The organism is Mucilaginibacter sp. PAMB04274 (genome assembly GCF_039634385.2).
GTDB lineage: Bacteria > Bacteroidota > Bacteroidia > Sphingobacteriales > Sphingobacteriaceae > Mucilaginibacter.
Map to the genome: position 1 here is coordinate 2,399,374 of NZ_CP155081.2, position 21,416 is coordinate 2,420,789.

At 42.6% G+C, this 21,416-nt stretch carries 20 protein-coding genes; 11 read left to right on the top strand and 9 right to left on the bottom strand.

Going from position 1 to position 21,416, the window contains the following annotated elements; genetic code table 11:
- Positions 1-5 precede the first annotated feature (5 nt).
- Positions 6-2,309 (bottom strand): transglycosylase domain-containing protein, encoded by a 2,304-nt coding sequence (locus ABDD95_RS10115; RefSeq protein ID WP_345951769.1) that lies wholly within the window; start codon positions 2,307-2,309, stop codon positions 6-8.
- 108 nt (positions 2,310-2,417) lie between these two features.
- Between ABDD95_RS10115 and ABDD95_RS10120 the strand changes: the two genes are divergently transcribed.
- Positions 2,418-3,296, top strand: coding sequence for a polyphosphate kinase 2 family protein (locus ABDD95_RS10120; protein WP_345951770.1), 879 nt, complete (start codon positions 2,418-2,420; stop codon positions 3,294-3,296).
- Between the two features lie 78 nt (positions 3,297-3,374).
- On the opposite strand, the gene ABDD95_RS10125 is transcribed toward ABDD95_RS10120, so the two are convergent.
- The 3 genes from ABDD95_RS10125 to ABDD95_RS10135 form a co-directional block, all read right to left on the bottom strand.
- Positions 3,375-6,413 (bottom strand): GH92 family glycosyl hydrolase, encoded by a 3,039-nt coding sequence (locus ABDD95_RS10125; protein ID WP_345951771.1) that lies wholly within the window; start codon positions 6,411-6,413, stop codon positions 3,375-3,377.
- Between the two features lie 80 nt (positions 6,414-6,493).
- Positions 6,494-7,273 (bottom strand): amidohydrolase, encoded by a 780-nt coding sequence (locus tag ABDD95_RS10130; RefSeq protein ID WP_345951772.1) that lies wholly within the window; start codon positions 7,271-7,273, stop codon positions 6,494-6,496.
- Positions 7,274-7,334: 61 nt separating this feature from the next.
- Positions 7,335-8,477 (bottom strand): methionine aminotransferase, encoded by a 1,143-nt coding sequence (locus ABDD95_RS10135; protein WP_345951773.1) that lies wholly within the window; start codon positions 8,475-8,477, stop codon positions 7,335-7,337.
- Between the two features lie 89 nt (positions 8,478-8,566).
- Here ABDD95_RS10135 and ABDD95_RS10140 point away from each other — a divergent pair, with 89 nt between their 5' ends.
- The 6 genes from ABDD95_RS10140 (at position 8,567) to ABDD95_RS10165 (ending at position 14,005) form a co-directional block, all read left to right on the top strand.
- The gene (locus ABDD95_RS10140; RefSeq protein ID WP_345951774.1) at positions 8,567-9,538 is read left to right on the top strand and encodes an ABC transporter substrate-binding protein; all 972 of its coding nucleotides are present in this window, start codon (positions 8,567-8,569) and stop codon (positions 9,536-9,538) included.
- Positions 9,538-10,410, top strand: a complete 873-nt coding sequence (locus ABDD95_RS10145; RefSeq protein WP_345951775.1) for an ABC transporter permease — start codon at positions 9,538-9,540, stop codon at positions 10,408-10,410. Before ABDD95_RS10140 ends, ABDD95_RS10145 begins: the two co-directional genes overlap by 1 nt.
- Positions 10,403-11,152 carry an ATP-binding cassette domain-containing protein gene (locus ABDD95_RS10150; RefSeq protein WP_345951776.1) on the top strand — a complete coding sequence of 250 codons (750 nt, stop codon included), beginning with the start codon at positions 10,403-10,405 and terminating at the stop codon, positions 11,150-11,152. Before ABDD95_RS10145 ends, ABDD95_RS10150 begins: the two co-directional genes overlap by 8 nt.
- Positions 11,153-11,197: 45 nt before the next feature.
- Positions 11,198-11,491, top strand: coding sequence for a hypothetical protein (locus ABDD95_RS10155; RefSeq protein ID WP_345951777.1), 294 nt, complete (start codon positions 11,198-11,200; stop codon positions 11,489-11,491).
- A gap of 377 nt (positions 11,492-11,868) precedes the next feature.
- Positions 11,869-12,387 (top strand): hypothetical protein, encoded by a 519-nt coding sequence (locus ABDD95_RS10160; RefSeq protein WP_345951778.1) that lies wholly within the window; start codon positions 11,869-11,871, stop codon positions 12,385-12,387.
- Positions 12,388-12,496: 109 nt separating this feature from the next.
- Positions 12,497-14,005 carry a choice-of-anchor I family protein gene (locus ABDD95_RS10165; protein ID WP_345951779.1) on the top strand — a complete coding sequence of 503 codons (1,509 nt, stop codon included), beginning with the start codon at positions 12,497-12,499 and terminating at the stop codon, positions 14,003-14,005.
- A 72-nt stretch (positions 14,006-14,077) separates the two neighbouring features.
- On the opposite strand, the gene ABDD95_RS10170 is transcribed toward ABDD95_RS10165, so the two are convergent.
- Positions 14,078-15,367 (bottom strand): PQQ-dependent sugar dehydrogenase, encoded by a 1,290-nt coding sequence (locus tag ABDD95_RS10170; protein ID WP_345951780.1) that lies wholly within the window; start codon positions 15,365-15,367, stop codon positions 14,078-14,080.
- Positions 15,368-15,539: 172 nt separating this feature from the next.
- Between ABDD95_RS10170 and ABDD95_RS10175 the strand changes: the two genes are divergently transcribed.
- Positions 15,540-16,349, top strand: coding sequence for a hypothetical protein (locus ABDD95_RS10175; protein ID WP_345951781.1), 810 nt, complete (start codon positions 15,540-15,542; stop codon positions 16,347-16,349).
- Between the two features lie 59 nt (positions 16,350-16,408).
- Here the strand turns inward: ABDD95_RS10175 and ABDD95_RS10180 are convergent, their stop codons facing one another.
- Positions 16,409-17,365: an aldo/keto reductase gene (locus tag ABDD95_RS10180; RefSeq protein ID WP_345951782.1), complete on the bottom strand. Its 957-nt coding sequence runs from the start codon at positions 17,363-17,365 to the stop codon at positions 16,409-16,411.
- Positions 17,366-17,371: 6 nt separating this feature from the next.
- Positions 17,372-17,617 carry a hypothetical protein gene (locus ABDD95_RS10185; RefSeq protein ID WP_345951783.1) on the bottom strand — a complete coding sequence of 82 codons (246 nt, stop codon included), beginning with the start codon at positions 17,615-17,617 and terminating at the stop codon, positions 17,372-17,374.
- Positions 17,618-17,758: 141 nt separating this feature from the next.
- Here ABDD95_RS10185 and ABDD95_RS10190 point away from each other — a divergent pair, with 141 nt between their 5' ends.
- The 3 genes from ABDD95_RS10190 to msrA are packed head-to-tail and all read left to right on the top strand — an operon-like array spanning position 17,759 to position 19,645.
- Positions 17,759-18,691 (top strand): MBL fold metallo-hydrolase, encoded by a 933-nt coding sequence (locus ABDD95_RS10190; RefSeq protein ID WP_345951784.1) that lies wholly within the window; start codon positions 17,759-17,761, stop codon positions 18,689-18,691.
- Positions 18,692-18,718: 27 nt separating this feature from the next.
- On the top strand, positions 18,719-18,964 hold the full coding sequence (locus ABDD95_RS10195) for a DUF3820 family protein (RefSeq protein ID WP_345951785.1): 246 nt from the start codon (positions 18,719-18,721) through the stop codon (positions 18,962-18,964).
- Positions 18,965-18,982: 18 nt separating this feature from the next.
- Positions 18,983-19,645, top strand: coding sequence for a peptide-methionine (S)-S-oxide reductase MsrA (msrA, locus tag ABDD95_RS10200; protein WP_345951786.1), 663 nt, complete (start codon positions 18,983-18,985; stop codon positions 19,643-19,645).
- On the opposite strand, the gene corA is transcribed toward msrA, so the two are convergent.
- Positions 19,640-20,767, bottom strand: coding sequence for a magnesium/cobalt transporter CorA (gene corA, locus ABDD95_RS10205; RefSeq protein WP_345951787.1), 1,128 nt, complete (start codon positions 20,765-20,767; stop codon positions 19,640-19,642). The two genes, msrA and corA, sit on opposite strands and share 6 nt — an antisense overlap.
- Positions 20,768-21,379 (bottom strand): WbqC family protein, encoded by a 612-nt coding sequence (locus ABDD95_RS10210; protein ID WP_345951788.1) that lies wholly within the window; start codon positions 21,377-21,379, stop codon positions 20,768-20,770.
- Between the last annotated feature and the right edge of the window lie 37 nt (positions 21,380-21,416).

Genomic DNA, 21,416 nt, shown 5'->3' on the forward strand with positions numbered 1-21,416 from the left:
TTATTTTATTGCTGACCGGTAGTGTCTGGCGGTAATGTTAAAGCGCTGTCTGACGGAGCGGATAAGCTATCGCTAACAGACGATGTATCTCTTGAAATTCTTGGCGATTCGCACATGTATGGCTTTGTTATTTTCACCCATGGTTTAGGGAAGGGGCCGTATGTGTAACCCGATTTTGGGTCTGCATATACTTTTTCCATAAAGGTGCCGAATATTGGCAATGCCGTGTGCGAGCCTTCGCCACTTGCCGATGTATTGAAGTGCACGCTACGGTCATCAGCACCAACCCAAACACCTGTTACGAGGTCTTTGGTAATGCCCATGTACCATCCGTCCACATAGTCTGATGAGGTACCGGTTTTACCGCCAATCTGGTTGCTGGCCTTTTTCCATAAAATAGGATATTCCCATAAAGCTTGTGATGTACCGCCTGGCTCTTCCATGCCTCCGCGGAACATGTAAAGCATCAACCATGCAGTTTCTTCGCTTAAAACTTTTGTTGTCTTCAACTCAAATTCGGCCAGCACAGCATCATTATGATCGGTAATTTTAGTAACCAGTAATGGTTCAATTTTTTCGCCTTTGTTCAGAAAAGTGCTGTATGCTCTTACCATCTCATATACCGAAACATCATTAGACCCCAATGATACTGATGGCACTGGTTTAAGCGGGCTTTCAATACCGCATTTGTGAGCATATTCAACTACTTTGTCCCATCCAACTTTTTCTGTTAATTGTGCAGTTATAGAGTTAACCGATTTACCCATAGCCCAACGCAATGACATTTCTCGGTAAGAGAAGTTAAAGTCAGCATTATTAGGAGACCATACTTCCTGTTTGCCGTCTTCATTGTAAGTAATGGATACGGGTTTGTCGGTAAACTTATCACAAGGTGTGTAGCCGTTGTCAATAGCGGTCAGGTATGCAAATGGCTTAAAGGTAGAGCCAGCCTGCCGTTTTGCCTGGTTTACGTGGTCGTATTTAAAGTATTTATGGTCTATACCACCAACCCAAACCTTAATTTTTCCCGTTGTGGGCTCAATAGTCATCATGCCGGTATTGAGCATTTTTGCGTAATACTTAATAGAATCCACACTAGAAAAAGTTGTGTCTTTTTCACCGTTCCAGGTAAACACTTTCATACGTTTGGGTACGTTAAAGTAATCCTGAATTTTAACAGTATCGCCTTTGTACTTCTTGTCCAGTAGGTCATAAATGGGCAGGCGTTGCTCCGCTTTCAGCACAAAATCTACTATTTCATTACCTTTCGAGTCCCGCCAGGGGTTCTTACCCCGCCAAATGTTATTGAATCGCTTTTGCAGCATTTTCATTTTTTCGGCAACAGCCTCTTCGGCGTATTGTTGTAAGCGCGAATCAATGGTAGTGTATATTTTCAGGCCGTCTTCGTATAAATCATAATCATTTTTGGTAAGCCATTTGTCCAGCCATTTTTCAACAGCCCGGCGCAGGTAGGAGTCTCCCTGGCCTTCATCTTCCACATGGCTCAGGTCCAAGCCAATGGGCTGCCTTATGCTTGCATCATATTCAGGCTTTTTTAAATAGCCGTATTTTTGCATCTGCCCCAGGACAACATTACGGCGTTCTAAAGATTTCTCAGGGTTACGAATAGGATTGTAAGTTGATGTTGCCTTTAGCATGCCAATCAGCGTTGCGGCTTCGGCAGCCGTAACTTCATCCGGATTTTTGTTAAAATACTTTAATGTTGCGGTTTTAATGCCGAAGGAATTGTTACCAAACGGTACCGTATTAAAATAAAGTGTAAGTATCTGCTGTTTGTTGTAAATGTGTTCTATCTTAAATGCGGTTAGCCACTCCTTAAACTTGTATACAACCGTACGCACTATGGGGATGTGCCTGATAAAGCCTTGTGCCTTGCGCTTACGGGTTTGAAAAAGATTTTTTGCCAGTTGCTGAGTAATGGTACTGCCGCCGCGCTTGTCGCCTTTAGCTGTGGATAGAACGCTGGTAAAAAAGCTGTAATAATCAACACCGTGATGCTTAAAAAAGCGGACGTCCTCCGTCGCAACAAGTGCATTAATCAAGTTTGGCGATAGGTTACTGTATTCAATCGGCGAACGATTCTCTTTGTAAAAACGCGCCAATAACTTACCATCAGCTGTGAAAACTTCTGATGATACGGATAAAATAGGATTCTTAATGTCCTTTGTATCTGGCGAGTAGCCAAAGAGACCAAACAGGTTTAATTCAATAGAACAAAAGAATATAATTACGAAGTATATAAAAATAACGAGGTAACGCAGAATAGGATTGCGGATACGTTTAAACATTGGCTATAGTTGTAAGTTATATAGTTAACTTTTAACGACTGACAAATACCATTAACGTATAAAAGTCAGCTAAATTTTAAGTTAATACCGTGCAAATCTATTTTATCTATGCAAAATATAACTAACAATTTTAAAATAACTGGAAATCAAAAAGTTTCGCTCAAAGATTTCGACACATCTTTAAGCGCCGGTTACCGAAAAGACGATGCCGACGATGTATTGGCCGATTTAGTGAAACAAACATCCGAACTGCAAAACAAGCTGTATGCCGATAACAAATTTAATCTTTTGATCATTTTTCAGGCGATGGACGCTGCGGGTAAGGACAGCGCGATCAAACATACCATGTCGGGCGTTAATCCGCAGGGGTGCCAGGTTTACAGCTTTAAGCAACCCAGCTCGGAAGATTATGAGCATGACTTTTTATGGCGACATTACAAAGCATTGCCAGAGCGGGGGCGCATCGGCATACATAACCGCTCACATTATGAAAATGTGCTGGTTACCCGTGTCCATCCCCAGTATATAATGAATGAAAATTTACCTGGCATAAGTAGTCCGGATGACATCCCTAAGGATTTTTGGGAGCAGCGTTATGAAAGTATTCGGTCATTTGAAAAGCACTTAACTCGAAACGGTACTGTCATTATTAAATTTTTTCTGCATATATCAAAAGAAGAGCAAAAAGAACGCTTTTTGAAACGGATTGATGACGAAAGCAAGAACTGGAAGTTTTCGGCCGGTGATTTAGAAGAACGTAAGCGCTGGGACGATTACATGGAGGCTTACGAAGATGCTATAAATGCCACGGCTACGCACGATGCACCCTGGTACATCATTCCGGCCGATAAAAAGTGGTTTTCGAGAATTGCCATATCCACCATTATTGTGGATACGTTGAGTAAATTAAAAATGGAATACCCTGTTTTGCCCGAAGGCGAATCAAATAACCTGGACGACATTAAGAAGCGGCTTGAAAAGGAATAACGGGAGAAACAGGAAGCCATCCTGTGCTAATTAGGATGGCTTCTTCATGTAATACCATTGCCTTAGCATCTGCCAATATTATTCAACTACAATTTCATCAGCAAAGATGTAAGACGGGCTTCCTTTGCTTTCGTGCCATGTGGGCAGCGTACCGTATTGTTTAGCAACAACTTTAACATACCGCGCCTTGCCGGCAAGGGCAGTAGTAAAGATTTGGGTTTGCGGCGTTAGGCTATCAACCCCTACACTGGAGGTTACGGTGCCGGCAGGCTTATAGTTCTTCCCATCTTCTGATGTAAAGTATTGTACCAACTTAGGAAATATAATCCAGGCGCCGGTATCTTGAAGTGTACCCAAGCTAACTTGTTTTACAGGTTTAATTTGCCCCAGATCAATAATAGCTTCCAGGTCTGTGCCCTGGAAACCCTGCCAGTTACCAAGTCGCCAGTTGCTGTTGCCTTTTATACCGTCAATTAAAGTTTCGTCGCCAGCTGCAGCGTAGTTAGGCAGGTATTTGTTTAACAAGCTGATCTTCGCGTTGCCCTTTAGCAAATTAAAGGTGCCAGTATTTACAAAGCTTGTCTTTCCATTTTTTATGGCAATTGCTTTAATCGTGGTAGTGGCCGATATATTGATCGGATTGACATACACGTTAGATTTGATGCTTGGAACGGAGCCATCTAATGTATAGTAAATCTTAGCCTCAGGGTCTGCACAATTCATTGCCACTGTCATGGTTTGCCTGAACGAGCGGGATGGTACTATAAACGCCGGGTTGGGCACAATCAGTGAGTCGGTAATTTGCAACACGGGCTTCTCCAGTTCCTGCAGAAAAAGCTGGTTGGGCAAACGACCGGTGAAAATCTCAAACTCGCCACCATCAGCTATGTCCTTATAATCCAGGTAAAGTTTACTGTAAGGCTTTTTGTTGAGGTTCATACCCTGTAAGTAAGTATTGCTCAGGCTAACCGACGTACCTGAATTCAGCACGGTGAGCTTCTTGCCATTTTCCAGGTTAACAACAGCTTTCTCAAATTGCGGCAAGCCAATCATAAACTGCTGCTGGCCGGGTGCTACGTTATATAAGCCAAGTGAACTCATTACGTACCAAGCTGACATTTGACCGCAGTCTTCATTGCCAGACAGGCCGTCGGGTTTATTACTGTATTGGGTATTTAAAATTTGATTTAAACGTACCTGCGTTTTTTCAGGATTGGTAGTGAAATTATAAAGGTAAGCCATATGGTGGCTTGGCTCGTTACCATGTGCGTACTGACCAATCAAGCCGGTAATATCAGATTGCTGGCGCCCGCTTAATGTCTCTGTCGTTGTAAATAATTCATCAAGCTTGGCTTCAAGCTTTTCTTTGCCGCCCATGCTTTTGGCTAAGCCGTCTATATCCTGCGGAACAAAGAAACTGTACTGCCACGAGTTACCCTCAGTAAAGTGACTATTTACGTCTGTAGGTTTAAAGGGGATAAACCAGCTGCCGTTGGTTCTGGCTTGCATAAAGCCGTTTTGGTTGTTGTACACATTTTTCCAGTACTGCGCTCTTTTTATAAAAGTGGCGTAATCCTGCGGCTTGTTAAGCATTTTGGCCATTTGGGCTACGCACCAGTCATCATAAGCATATTCTAATGTTTTTGAGACTGACTCATTTTCGGTATCACTCAAAACCAAGCCGTTGTTGCGGTAAGAATCGAGTCCGAGCTTATCTCTGTTTGTTGCGGCTTTCATACCTTCAAAAGCTTTTTCTGCATCAAAATCGCGTATGCCTTTGCTGTATGCGTCAACAATTACTGGTATGGCATGGTTGCCAATCATGCAGTAAGTTTCATTTGATGCTAGTGGCCATATAGGTAACAATCCACCTTGCTCATACATCGCTAAAAATGTCTTAATAAAATCGAGGGTGCGCTTTTTGTCAATTAGTGTAAGAAGCGGATGCTCTGCCCGGAAGGTATCCCACAGCGAAAAAACGGTATAATAATTAAATCCCTGAGCCGTGTGGATCTTATTGTCAAGCCCACGATACTGGCCATCAACATCATTGTAAATGTTAGGCGCAATCATGCTATGGTAAAGTGCGGTATAAAAAATGGTCTGCTTTACCTTCGCTTGGTCAACAACCACAGGCCGGCGTTGAGGCTGCTGAGCGTAAGGGCTATATCCATAATTCTGATTGTGCTGCGTTTGCGGCACCGGAGGTGCGCCTCCTTCTACTTCAATCTTTGCCAGTTCGTTTATCCAGGCGGTTTTGGCTTGTTTTTGTACTTGTTTAAAGTCGAAATCTTTTATTTCGGCGTCGAGATTCTTTAAAGCGCCCTCAGAACTTACGGCCGATATGCCTACTTTAACCAGTACCTCTTTAGGGTCGTCAAACTGCACATACATTTTAATGTTGGTGCCTTCAAGTCTTAGTTTACCTTGTTGCAACACGTCGTTAGCGGCAATGCCATAGGTTTTAAATGGCTTGGAGAACTTAGCATGAAAATAAATGTATTGATTTTGGGCCCACGACTGCGATTGTCGAAATCCTCTGATTTCATGGTCGTTTACCACTTCAATCCATGAGTTTAATACCTTGTCCCGATGCTTTAAGTCTATAATGATATTGGCTTGGTTAGTAGAAGGGTAGGTGTACTTATGTAATCCTGCTCTTGTAGTTGCTGTCAGCTCCACTTCTACCTTGTATTTATCTAAAATAGTTTTGTAGTATCCTGGGGATGCCTCCTCGTTAGCTTTTTTAAATGCAGATTTATATGCTGTGTTTTGCAACTTTGGGAGACCTGTGGTAGGCATAAACAAAATGTCGCAATAGTCGGCTATGCCTGTACCGCTTAAGTGAGTATGCGAAAAGCCGTACACGGTGCTGTCTGTGTAATGATAACCCGAACAGCCGTCCCATCCCTCAAGCCGCGTATCAGGACTCAGTTGAACCATGCCAAATGGCACTGTGGCACCGGGAAAGGTATGGCCATGGCCGCCTGTACCTATAAACGGATTTACGAGTGGAGTATAATCTTTCTTCTTTTTTTGAGCAGATGCACCGAACGCAAAAAAAGTAAGTAATAAACAAGTTGGTAAAAAAGCTTGTACTTGTTTAATATATCTCATGAATGTAGGATTTGTTTATCTAAAGAAGTTAACAGAAAGGAGGCGTTTTGGTGTGTTATATAGAAGATAAGCAGGCGAAGTTAAACGTCCAGATGAAAGCTATCAGCATCTTTTAAAAAAGGCATAGCGCGGCGTGCTTTTTCTAACTCTTCAGCGTTAATGGTAAAGGTGTATACATCTTCTTCGTCGCGCTTATAGTATACTACGTTTCCGTTGGGGTCTATACAGGTCGAGTCGCCTGAGTGGTAAACCTCGTTACCATCATGCCCTACACGATTTACGCCTATTACATAGGATTGATTTTCAACAGCCCGTGCAGGGATGAGCGTACGCCAGTGTAAAGAGCGGCGCTCCGGCCAGTTAGCTACAATTAATAAAAGGTCATAAGTATCGCCAACATTGCGCAACCATACAGGGAAGCGAAGATCATAACAAATAGCCGGGCAAATTTTCCATCCCTTATGTTCAACAATCAGTTTTTTGGTGCCGGCGGTATAGGTTTGGTGTTCTTTTCCCAGCGCAAATAAATGGCGTTTATCGTAACATTCATAGGTGCCGTCAGCCCTCATCCAAATAAGGCGGTTGTAAAATTTATCTTCGTCGGCTATAATTAAGCTCCCGGTAACAACGCACTCATATTTTTTTGCAGTAGCCTGCATCCACTGCATCGTTCTGCCATTCATAGGTTCGGCCAGTTTTTCAGCGTTCATTGTAAAACCTGTGTTGAACATTTCGGGCAAAATGATCAGGTCTGTGTTCGTACGCATGCCCGATAAACGCAACGATATATTCTGAAGGTTTTTATCAACGTTTTCCCAGAAAAGGTAGCCTTGATACGTGGTGATTTTTAAATTGTCCATCAGGAATGGCTTATAAGTTGGTTAATAACAGCAGGTTATAGCCTGCAAGTAACAAAAAATATTACAACTTCATTAATCTTTCAACGGCTTTATCTAAAGTTTCTTGTCTTTTAGCAAAACAAAAGCGTAACACATGATGATCTGTGCCCTTTGTATAAAATGCCGAAACAGGGATTGAAGCCACCCCAAACTCCCTTGCTATATTTATGGCAAATTCGGTGTCTTTAACATCACTGAAATGCTTGTAGGAAACTGACTGAAAATAAGAGCCCGAACAAGGCAGCAATTCAAATCGGGTTTGGGCTAAACCCTGTCTGAAGGTATCTCGCTTTTGCTGAAAAAAGCCAGCAAGGCCCATGTAGCTGTTTTCGTTTTTTAAGTATTCGGCAATAGCTGCCTGCATGGGTGTGTTTGCGCTAAATACAATGTATTGATGTATCTTTCTAAATTCATGCATAAGCTCAGCTGGGGCGAGACAGTAACCCAGTTTCCAACCGGTAGTGTGAAATAACTTTCCAAAAGATGCTACAATAAAGCTCCGTTGCCTAAGCTCAGGGTATCGGGCCATGCTATGATGCTCTTCGCCGTCAAAAATTAAATGCTCGTAAACCTCATCGCTCAAAATTAAAATGTCACGATTGCGTACGATGGTGCTCAGCTCATCAATATCCTCTTTGCGTAAAATAGTTGCGGTTGGGTTATGCGGCGAATTTAAGATGATCATACGGGTTCGGTTGCTAACCAATCGCTTCACCATATCCCATGCAATCCGGTAATCGGGCGGCTCCAGTTCTAACGATTTTACAGTACCACCCATCAGCTTTATAGCCGGAGCATAGCAATCATAAGCGGGCTCAAATACAATTACCTCATCATTAGGATGTATAGACGCACATATTGCAGTAAAGACAGCCTGCGTGCCACCCGATGTGATAGTAATTTCAGACTCAGGATGATAAACTGCGCCGTACAGCCTTTCGGTTTTATAAGCTACCTGCTCACGTAACTGCTGCAAGCCAGCCATAGGTGCGTATTGGTTATAGCCGTTTTGCATAGCTTGGCTAACCAGGCTTACCAGTTCGGGGTCGCAATCATAGTCGGGAAACCCCTGCGACAAATTGATAGCCCCAACCTCATTTGCCAGGGCAGACATTGTAGTGAAAATAGTAGTTCCGGTTTGTGGAAGTTTAGAAACGGGTATCATTAAGGGCTAAAATAGTTAAACGTGGGTAAAATCGAGCTTCTTTATAAACATATTAAGCCATCTGCTTTACAATTGTTTACTTTAGTGCAATGAAGCGCAATCCATACTTTATACTTTGTGCTGCTGTGCTTTTAATGACGGCGTGCAAATCAACCGAAAAAAATACTGTTCCCATTGTTGGCTTTGTTGATGCCTTTGAAGATGCTACCATTGCACAGGCTAAGTCCGGCTTTACAGATGCTTTAGCAAAAAATGGCTTTAGCGAAGATAAAGGCAATATCAAAATAGAATACCAGAACGCTCAAGGCAGCATACCGACCCTAACACAGATTGTAAATAAGTTTGTATCAGAACCTGTTGATTTGCTGGCCACCAGTACTACATTATCATCAGTTACTGCAGCTCAAAAAACAAAAACGATCCCCATTTTTATGATGGTGTCACCTACACCAGAACGTGCACATTTGCTTGATGCACAAGGCAAGGCCCCGGCTAACCTGTTCGGTACAGTTGAAGACCTGAATTATATTGACACATCATTTATGCTGATACCGAAATTACTAAAGGCAAAAGCCGGAAAGTTGTTGATCGGAATGGTCTATAATCAGTCGGAGCCGCAATCGGCCGATGCTATGGAGCGTATAAAGGAGTTGGCCGAAAAATCAAATATAACATTGATAGCGATGCCGTTAAACTCATCGGCCGATGCACAACTGGTTACACAATCACTGCTATCAAAAAATATAGATGCATTTTTTGCCAATCCAGATAATACCGTGTTTGCAGCTTTTGAAACCATATACAAAAACTGTGAGCAAAAGCAAGTACCTGTTTTTACCAGCGAAGCCGGTTTGGTACAGCGAGGTGCAGTAGCAGCATTTGGGGCCGATATATATCAATGGGGTTACCAATCGGGCTTGCAGGCTGCGCAATACCTTAAAACGCATAAAACTGACGGGTTAAAGCCTGAGATGGTTAAAGTAAGAAAGCGTGTATACAACGCGGACGCCGCAAAAAAATATAATGTAATCGTTCCTGACAATTTCGAAGCTGTAAAGTAATGGACTTTTATTTAGCTGCCTTACTGCAGGGAATGTGTTTTGCGGGCATTGCGCTAGGGATATACATCTCCATGAAGATTTTTAACATACCTGATATTACAACTGATGGGAGTTATACGTTAGGTGGTATGCTAACAGGTGTTATGATAACGCATGGTAATTCGTTATACATTACGTTAATAATTGTGTTATTAGCCGGTGCATTAGCCGGCGCAGTAACCGGTTTTATACACACCAAACTTAAAATAAATGCGCTTTTAGCAGGTATTCTGGTGATGACGGCTTTATACTCTGTTAATCTTTCGGTAGCAGGGCGTTCAAACTTACCGCTGGTAAATATGCCGTCGGTCTTTAACGTTGTCAACCTAACAATCGATCCTAATTTAAATGCGCTGGGTATATTAACGATAGTTGTATTGGTAATTACAGGGCTTATAGGCTATATTTTAAAAACTGATTTTGGTATTGCGATGCGTGCCACCGGCAACAGCGAGACCATGATTAGAGCACTGGGTGTAAATACCGACAGGATGAAGATAATCGGTTTAGCCTTGGCCAACGCACTAACTGCCCTAAGCGGCTTTTTGATAACGCAACAACAGGGTTTTGCCGATATAAGTATGGGTATAGGCATTGTCATTATCGGTTTGGGGTCGGTAATTATTGGCGAAAGTTTGATTAACTGGTTTAAGATAACATCAGTGCTGGGTAGCTTGTTACTGGTACTGTTAGGCGCAATAGTGTTTCAGTTGGTGCTGGCTATAACGCTTGCGTTGGGTGTTGATGCCAATTTACTTAAATTGGTAACAGCTGTGCTTGTGCTGGTTATTGTAAGCTTACCAAGGTTGTTATTAACAAAACGGTATGATTAAGCTGGAGGGCATTAACAAAACATTTAACCGCGGCAAGGCCAACGAGGTTAAAGCTATACAGGATTTAAATTTGAATATTGCGAGCGAGGACTACCTGGTGATAGTAGGCGCAAATGGATCAGGTAAAAGTACTTTGCTGAATCTGATTGCCGGCAGCATTATACCATCGGCGGGTAAGATTGAATTAGATGACCATTTGGTTACGCGCTTGCCTGATTACAAACGCAGCAGGTGGATAACGCGTGTATTTCAAAACCCGCTCAGTGGTACTGCACCTGATCTAAGCATTCTGGACAATTTTCGTGTGGCCGCCTTACGGACTAAAAAAAAGGGTTTAAGTATTGGCACCAATAGTGCTTTTAAAGCACAGGTTCAGGACAAAATCAGTGTATTGGGCATGGGACTCGAAAATAAATTGATGCAGCCCATGGGCACCTTATCGGGTGGCCAACGGCAAGCTTTAACCTTACTGATGAGTGTGATGGACGATTGCCGGATATTGTTGCTTGATGAACCAACCGCTGCACTTGATCCGCGATCAGCTAATTTAGTTATGCAAACGGCCAACCGTCTCATTCAGCAATTCAAACTGACCGCTATTTTAATCACCCACAACCTTAAAGACGCTCATACCTACGGCAATAGGTTAATTTATATGGCTGAAGGGCGTATATTAAAGGATATACACAGTGAAAATAAATTAAATTTAACGCAAAGTGATTTATTTGAATGGTTTGGTTAATTAACTGAAAATAGTGGCAAAGTAATTGTATAGGTAGGTGCATCTATGAAGAACAATCAGTTTGCACCAATAAAAGATGCTTACCAGTTAGTGCAAGGCGCTAAAATTAAGGGCATAAAACACGAAGAAGTTTTTGAATTAGGCTCATATGACCCCAACAAACGCGGTTACACCATATATCCATACGAAGACGGCGTTAAGTTTAACGACTTTAGCGTTATTGTGAGTGAAAAGGAATTGAAAAGCCATTATGTTATTCAGGACGTTAATGTTAACATGCCTTTAATTACCTCAACTCAAACCACAGTACCTTTAACAGATTTAGGCTTGGCTAGTTAAAAACTGCTGCCAAGATTTTATACGATATAACAGATAATAGGAGGGTTGTTATACAATGACTCTCTTATATGAAACTGAGAACAGTTTCGTATTCACATTTATCCCTGGCTTTATTAAAAAAGCTTACAGTGCCTTTCTTTTGGTAGTATTTTGCAATCTGTTAATAATTATTACTTTTGCGTTATAATACTTAATAAGATGCTACGCTTCACCCATATCTGCACATTGCTACCTAAGCAGCCTATTCGGCTGGTGCAGAGGGTATTTACCGTGAAGTAGCCTTTCTGCGTTTTTGGCCTGTATTTACAGGCATCACTAATCAACTATCAGTTTCTTTTTTTAATAAGGTCAGTCGACACTGGCACTTACATTTCCATATGGACATTTTTTACACAATAGATGAAAAATATCTGCAAGCGGTTGAGGAGTACAAATATGGCGAATCTCCCAAAAGCCTGCAGTTACTTAACGAGATCATTGCTGCCGACCCAACATACGCTCGTGCTTTCTTTCATTTAGGGCTTATATATTACTATGAGCTGAAGGATTACCAACAGGCGGGTTACTGTTTTAAAACCTGTAACGATCTCGATGATCGGTTTCCTGATCTATATGAGCACTATATACGACTGCTTGCATTTCTGAATCTAGAAAGAGCTTTAGAAACTATCAAAATTAAAGCATTGAACATACCCGGCGTAGACTACGCCGCAATTTGGGAGATAGCAGGAAAGCATGCCGAAAAGAACAAGCAATTTTGTTTAGCCCGTTCCTGTTATCAGGAAGCGATCTTAACTGCTGTAACTACCAAAAGAGTAGAAGATCTTGAGGAGAGTATACAGCGTTTGGACGGCAAAGAGCAACGTATGGCGGCATTCCGTTACAGCGTAATTTAAAAGTTTGTCTCTTATATAGAGACAAACTTTTGTTAACAAACACTTAATTTAAATAGGTGTAGGGCTTAATAATGTGTTAATATTTTTGGTGTTTAACTCCAAATACCGAATGAAACATTATTTACTGTTTATCCTTCTGGCTGTAATCCTTGCCGGTTGTAAGAAAAAAGACAATGCGGACCCAATTGAACCTACTGAGGATCCATCCACATTTGCAGAAATTGGAACATTAGACATCGGTGATGCCGGCGCAGCTGAGATCAGCGCTTTTGATCCGACGACTAATCGCCTGTTTGTGGTAAACAACGGCACTGTAAATAAAATCGATGTAATTGATTTTAAAGATCCATCTAAAATGGCAGTTATCTCCTCCATACAAATGGCCCCTTACGGCGGTGCTGTAAATAGTGTGGCTGTCTACGACGGTAAATTGGCTGCCGCTATAGAATCTGCTGATAAACAGGCTCTTGGTAAGGTGGCAGTGTTTAAAACAAGTGATTTTAGCGAAATAAAAGTAATTAGCGTTGGTTCTTTGCCAGATATGATAACCTTTTCGCCCGACGGTAAATTCATCATGACGGCTAATGAGGGCGAGCCAAATACCACTTATACTAATGACCCTGCTGGAACAGTGTCTATCATAGCTGTAGATAATAATTATGCTGTAACAACGCTCGATTTTGCCGGCTTCGCCAGTCAGAAAGAGGCACTAAAAGCCCAAGGCTTCAGGATTTTTGGTGTGGGTAATGATTTCGTTAAAGACATAGAGCCAGAATACATCACTATTTCCGAAGATTCAAAAACGGCCTGGGTAACCTTGCAAGAAAATAATGGTATTGCCAAAATAGACCTGGTGACTAAAACTATTACCAACATCTTTCCACTTGGCTTTAAAGATTACAACGCCAATGGTAACGAGATAGACGCCAGTGATCGTGACAACAAAATAGGGGTAGCAGCAAAGTGGCCTGTTAAAGGAATTTTTATGCCCGACGGTATCGCTGTATTCACATCGGGCGGTATACCTTATTTGTTTACTGCTAACGAAGGTGATGCACGTGAATATACAGCGTTAACCGAAGCCAAGCGCATAAAAGACGTTACGCTTGACGCTACTGTTTTTCCTAATCGTAACGATTTAAAGACCGATGTGCAGTTAGGGCGTTTGAACATCACCAGCACACTGGGCGATACTGATGGCGATGGCGACTACGATGCATTGTACTCCTTTGGGGCCCGCTCATTTAGTGTATGGAATGGCAATACCGGAGCACAGGTATTTGATAGCATGAACGAATTGGACGTTAAAGCAGTAGCCGCAGGTGTGTACGACGATGCCCGGAGTGATGATAAATCTATTGAACCTGAAGGCATAACGATAGGGAAGATTGGCAATAAAAACGTTGCCTTTGTTGGAATGGAACGTGCTGATGCAGTAGCGGTATACGATATCACTGACCCTAAAAAGCCGGTGTTTCTGCAATTACTAAAATGTGGCGATGCGCCCGAAGGTGTACTTATTATACCTGCTAAAAACAGCCCTACCAAAAAGAGCTTGTTGGTAGTGAGTAGTGAAGATGATGGTGTACTGAAAGTTTACTCACCAAAAACGATTTAAAATCCAGTTGCTATTAAGTATAGATACGTTTAATAAAAAAGGCGGACTCAACAGTCCGCCTTTTTATTAAGGTTACTTTTTATATAGTATTCTGTATATTGTTCCTTTGCTATCGTCGCTTACATAGAGCGATCCATCTGGCCCCTGTGCCAGTCCGCACGGGCGGTGATCGGCACGACCACTTGCTGTTTTCTCCGTCGAGCCCGAGAATCCGTCAGCAAAGATTTCCCATTTACCGAATGGTTTTCCGTCTTTAAAAGGTTGAAATACCACAAAAAAGCCGGCCTGTGGTTCAGGCGCACGGTTCCATGAACCATGAAAAGCTATAAAAGCACCGTTTTTATAACGTTCCGGAAACATGTTGCCGGTATAAAACAGCAAGCCGTTAGGTGCCATATGGCCAGGAAAGGCCACAGATGGATCAATAGCTTCCTTACCACCTTCTTTCTTACCGTCGCCGCCATATTCGGGCGCTAAGATCTTCTTGTGTTGGTCCTGGTCATAATAAATATACGGCCATCCTGCATTGTCGCCTTTTTTAATGGCATACATACACTCGGCAGGGTAAATAGAAGACTGTTGCACAGTGTAAAGATTCGGAAACAAATCGTGCAATTGGTCGCGGCCGTGCTGCATCACAAACAGCTGGTTGTTTTGCTGATTCCAGTCCAGGCCAACAACATTGCGCAGCCCGGTTGCGTAGCGTACGCCATCTCCATAAGTTTGATTGAGCTTGTTTGCTTTAAATTGCCAGATACCGCCAGCCGAATCAAGTATGGGGCAGCCTTCGCGTCCCATAGAGCCAGGGTTGCGATCCTTTACCTGGCATGAGTTAGAGTAAGCGCCAACGTTCACATATATGTTGCCTGCGTTATCAAGCACTACCGACTTTGATTCATGCTGATGGCGGTCAATCAAACCGGTCACTATTTTTTCAGGAGTTGGGTTTGCTATCTGGTATTTGTCGTCTAACTTATATCGAAAAACTTCGGTGTTAGATGATGCATAGAGATAACCATCCTTGATATACATGCCAGTACCAATGTAATTGGCAAAACCTTTTGCATCCTCCATTTTGCCATCACCATTACTATCGTGCAGGTATACAATGCCATTGCCGTCTTTATTAAGTCGGTTAAGCTTCACATACATATCGCCAGCAGGTGTAATTGCTATATGCCGCGCTCTGCCAACACCATCGGCCGCCTTTAAGGCGCCAAACCCTTCCGGTAGCTTTAAACCGGCGTTATCAGCGTCCGGAATTACTGATGTAATTGTGTTTTGCTGGCTGGCGCCATACCAAAGTAAGCCGGCAACAGCCAGCATAGGTATAAAAGAAGACAAGGCTACTTTTCTTTTCATAAATAATGGATTGTGCTCAAATTAAAGCATTATAATTTGCGGCGTAAAATTTTACAAATAACAATTTAAATACATGGTTGTGTAATGTACACACAGATGTTACAAAGCATATTATTTAGCCCCTTAAACCTTGCTGTCTGTTATCCTGTCATACATGCAAATTACAGGATATATGAAAAAGTTCTTCTTATCAATCATCATAGCTGCTGGAGGTTTGTTGTCACAAACTGCAAGTGCACAAGTAGGGGTAAACGTAGGTGTACGAATAGGCCCGTTGGTTATTAATGTTCATAAGCCTGTACCTCCGGCTGTAGTTTACGACAACTATTACTACCTGCCAGATGTAGAAGCTTACTACTCTGTACCTGAACACTGTTATTATTATATGGACGATGACCGTCGTTGGGTAAGTGGAGCGTACCTTCCTGGCCGGTACCATGATTACGATTGGCGCAGTGCTCGCCGTTATGAGGTGAGGGCGCAACGCCCGTATGCAAATCATGATTATTACCGCAGTAGATATGGTAGTAACGGTGGCCGCAGTTGGAACAATAACCAATATGCTAACCGAACCCCAGACAGACGTGACGACAGGGGATACAATGGTCGTTTCCCTAGCTCGCCATATGATTCAAACAACGCCGGCGGCGGCCGTGGCAACTGGGATCGAAACAACAGAAACGAAGACAGGAGTAGAGACCGGGACCGTAATTATGGCCAGGGCCCTAATGAGGGCGGCAATAGTAATAACAACAATGGTTATCCTAACAGGAGTGGTTATCCTAACAGGGAAAACAATGGACAACCAGGCAGAGATAACAACCAGGGCAATTATGGAAGACCCTCAAACGGTGGCTTTAATCGTGAAAATAACCAGAACGGGAATAGTAACAATCGTAACGGGAATTATCAACAGAGGTATACCCAAAACAACGGGGGTAGTAGTCGTCCGCAACTTCCTGGAAACAGGTATTCATTCTAATCCGATTAACTCCATCATATATTTAGTAAGGGGACGCTGTTACAGCGTCCCCTTTACTATTAATAAGCACTTGCCTGGGTTAATTGGTCTATCACATCCAAAGGAAGGTTAAGACTTACAGCCTTAGCAAGCTCTTGTAATTGCGCTGTACTCGTTGCACTGGCTATGGGAGCTGTTACGCCGGGCCGGGCAATTATCCATGCTAAGGCAGCAGCAGCCGGTGTTGTGCTGTAATTATTGGCTACATCGTCTAAAGCGTTGAGTATACGAAAACCACGCTCGTTTAAATATTTTTTAATGCCCTGTCCACGTTTGCTTTTATTCAGATCCGCTTCGTTTCTATATTTCCCGCTTAAAAAGCCACTGGCTAATGAGTAATAGGTGATAACGCCTACATTGTTGTCTCTACATATAGGTTCAAGCTCTTTTTCGTAAACTTCACGGTCGTATAAATTGTATTCGGGCTGCAGTGTAGCATAGCTGGGCAGGCCAAGCTCTTTACTTGCTTGTAATGATTCGGCAAGGCGGCCAGCACTGAAGTTTGATGCGCCAATGGCGCGCACCTTGCCCTCTTTAATCAACTGCGCATAGGCTTCAAGGGTTTCTTGCACCGGCGTATCCGTATCATCATAGTGCGACTGGTAAAGATCAATATGATCAACTTGCAGACGCCTTAACGAATCTTCGGCAGCTTTAATAATGTAGGCTTTAGATAAGTTCTTTTTACTGTCATTAGGCAACATTGAGCTTCCAACCTTCGTTGCAATAACAACCTTGTTTCGCTTCCCAGTCTTTTTTAGCCAGTTCCCTATAATGGTTTCAGACTCGCCGCCTTTGTTGCCCGGCACCCAGCGTGAGTAAACATCTGCTGTGTCAATGCAATCTAACCCATTATCAACAAAGGCGTCTAACAATGTAAAAGACGCCCGTTCATCTATAGTCCATCCGAAAACATTACCGCCAAAAACAAATGGTGCAATGCTTATGCCCGAATTACCTAATTCCCTTTTGTTCATCGGTATTTACTCAATTGAAGAAGTATGATTGATTTGTTCAACCAGCTCATCAACCCAGCCGGTTAAATAAGGTTCTGTGCCGGCCACCCTTATCCAGTGCCCGTCTGTCTCTTGCACTATAACCAAATGCAAGGTCTCGTCTATAGATTTAAACTCATATGCCTGCGGGTAACCGCTATAATCGATAGTAGTTACCAATCCCTCAATTGGGCTATCAGAACCGGTTAACACGGCGTCAAACTGTCTTTCCATAAATATAGTTATAAGGTATTTTAAATTACTCTATCAATAATGCACATAACAGGCTATTTGTTTTACACCTAGGCGGTGTATTACTTGGCAGTTAAAACTTTTAATTTATGGTGGTGTTAATAGGGCAATTATAAATAACCAATGAAACTTAATAACATAAAATATTTTCAGGTTGCTCAAGGTGTTTGGGGTATGCGCATTATGTTTGTTAATGTGTATATCATTGCCAATCGTCGCGGTTTTCCTAAAGGCTGGGTGTTGGTTGATGCTGGTGTGCAAGGCTCTGCCAAACGCATTATAGCATTTGCCGAAGCCGTTTTCGGGGCGGGTGCAAAACCATCAGCTATTGTTCTGACCCACGCACATTCTGATCATACAGGCGCATTGGAAGACCTGCTTATGCACTGGGATGTACCCGTATATGCGCATGAGCTTGAAGTGCCGTACTTAACAGGTAAATCCTCATATCCACCGGCTGATCCTACTGTCGGAGAGGGTATTATGTCATTAATGTCTGTTTTCTTTCGCAAGGCGCCGTTAGATATAAGCCGTAATTTACGTGTAATTGATGTGAACGAAGGTGTGCCTGAAATACCTGAATGGAAAGTAATTCACACCCCTGGGCATACGCCGGGGCACATATCGCTTTTCCTGCCTTTGAATACAACACTGGTGGTTGGAGATGCCTTTGTGACTACCAAGCCCGAGTCGGCGTTTTATGCGTTAAACAATATTAAAAAGATTTCTGGCCCGCCTCGTTACATGACCACTAATTGGGAAGCTGCAGCACAATCAGTAAGAACTTTAGCTGACTTACAACCACGAATTGCAGCCACTGGCCATGGCCCGGTAGTTCGCGGACGCGAATTACAAGAGGCGTTACGTAACCTGGCTGATAATTTTGAAAAACTTGCCGTGCCGGCGGGTGGCCGTTACGCAGAGCAAGCCGCCGTTGCTGATGAAAGCGGAGTAACGTATGTTCCTCCATTCCACTCTACAACAAAGTTTAAGGTGGTTGTAGGCCTGCTGGGCGCATTAGCAGGTTTTGCCGTTACCCGCAGTTTGGTAAAATAGTAAGCCGTTTTCTGTTACCTTTACGGTGTGGAAAGTTTAAAGCCAGACAGTCAGATATTGGTTGATATAGTTAAAATGCAAATGCCGTTTGGCAAGCATAAAGGTACTTTATTGTGTGATTTGCCGGTAAGCTACCTGGAGTGGATGCACCAAAAAGGAATGCCTGCAGGCAAGTTAGGTATGATGCTTGCAACTGTATACGAGATTAAGATAAATGGACTTAATGTCATCTTACAAACAGTAAAAAGCAAACTGAAGTCTGGGGCGATATAATTTAACGTAGGTAGTGATATGAAGAAGTTGGTAATGTACCTGGTTGCCGCTATTTTATTAGGCAGTTGTGCTAACGGACAACCCTATAAAGAGCGGAATGAATTTGCTGCAGTGCCACAACCCAAACCCAACGAACAGGTTGCCACTTTTGGAGGTGGTTGTTTTTGGGCTTTAAGCGAAGCAATGCTTGAGCTGAAAGGGGTAAACAAGGTAGTATCAGGCTATGCTGGCGGTAATACAAAAAATCCCACTTATGAAGAGGTATGCACCCGAACTACTAACCACGCCGAAGTGGTTCAGATTTATTATAACCCAAAACAGATAAGTTATTCAACACTTGCGGAGGCCTTCTTCTTTGCACATGATCCTACCACACTTAATCGGCAGGGGCCCGACGTGGGCACAGACTATCGTTCTATCGCCTTTTACCGTACACCGCAGGAAAAACAGACCCTACTACAGGTTATTGGCAAGATCAACGGAACAAAACATTATAGTGGTAAAGTGGTAACACAGGTGGAGCCGTTCAAGGTGTTTTATCCAGCCGAAAAGTATCATCAAGGCTATTACAGGCTACATCTGGCTGACAATTCTTATTTAACATCTGTTTCAATGCCCAAAATTGTGAAGATGCGCAGGGTTATGAAAGCACAGTTAAAGCCCGAGTTTCAGAAGTTATAACCGGCTAAACCAGCCTTTGCGCCAAAAGAAAAACAATTGTAGCAACCCAATAACAATCATTATGCCTACGCAGTATAGATAACCATGGGGCTCGTAGAGTTCAGGCATGTTATTCGGCAAGGGTTTGTTGGTGTACGGATCGGTAGGAGCGAAGTTCATACCATAAACCCCTGCAACAAATGTTAAGGGGATGAAGATCACCGAGATAATTGTAAGCACCTTCATGATTTCATTCATCCGGTTACTTACCATGGATAAGTACAAGTCTATATTAGTTGCGCTAATCTCTTTATAACTTTCAATCAGATCAATTATCTGAATACAATGGTCATAGGCGTCACGCAAATAGGTTTTGGTTTCCTTGGTAATCAGCGGGCTTTCAGTACGTATCATATCATTGATCTTGTCACGCTCTGGCCAGCTAGCCCGCCGCAGCACAATAAGCATACGTTTTAACCGCTGCGTATCGTACATAATACTACGATCGGGGTTTATGTATATGCGGTCTTCTATAGCCTCCAGTTCTTCGCCAATTTGATTCAATACCACAAAATACCAGTCTATTAACGTATCAAACAAAGCGTAGCATATAAATCCTGGCCCGAAGTTCCTAATAGGGCTTTGCTGTGCATTTAAACGTTTTTCTAGGCCTTCAAAGTTTTCTTCATATGTTTCCTCAAAACTTATCACCATATTATCCTTCACAATGACAGAAAATTGCGTGTTGCTCAACTCACATTGTTCATCACTGGTGATAATACGGCCGGTTGCAAAAACATATTGATCGTACTCATCAAACTTAGGCCGCTGGTGCGTATTCATAATGTCTTCCAGCACCAGATCGTTAATGGAAAGTCGTTTGCCAATTTCTTCAATGAGGCTGGCATCGCCCAGGCCGTTTATTTTTATCCAATGGGTGTGATTGGCACACCGGTTTAACTGATCTAAAATCGTTTTAATATCCTCTCCTTCAGCAGTTACCAGTTCCTTATCGTTGTATGAATATATTTTGATATGTGGTTTAAGCGCACCATCAGGCACCCTAACCAAGCCAGGCCGGTCGCCAACATTGCCTGCCCGGCGTTTTAGTTTAGTAATGCGTTTATACTGCGTGCTGGTCATTTATAAATAATTGACAGACTGCGGCCCCTGATTGAAAAGTAAGTCAACTATACTTAAATCTTTCAAAAACCCATTCCGTTCCTCAAAAACCTGAAAATAAGGTTTTTGTTCAGAGGGTACATCTTTTTTAGGATGTATGGTATTACGGTAGTCGGTTAGCATTGGGTAGTTGCGTTCATATTCGTTGGTATACTGCGGCTTAACCGGGAGCTTTAAAAACTTCAGTAACAGATGAAGCAATTGCTCGTTATAATCAAACAAAAAGTTGAATTGCTCTTCATAAAAGTGTGCAAACTCATCCTCATAAAATTCAAAGTACGCCGACCGCCGATAACATGACTGCAAACTCATCCAATGCAAACGTTGCCATGCAAAGTCATTGCTGATCTTTACGTCCTTTACCGGCGTATGCACCTTTGCACCTTTAACTACCGGTACAACCAGCGCCAGTACACCGTCTGGCGAATATATATTTGCGCGGTTACGGTAGGTTTGTTTAGGGAAGTGCTCATGCTTCTCAATGAGTATGTTTGGTTTACTTTGATTAAGCGCCGTGAAATAGGATACTGGCGGTAAATAAAACATAGGCAATAAGGCGCCGTTTTCCATCATATATTTTTAAGTTTGTAGCTTAATTTTTTGCGAAAGT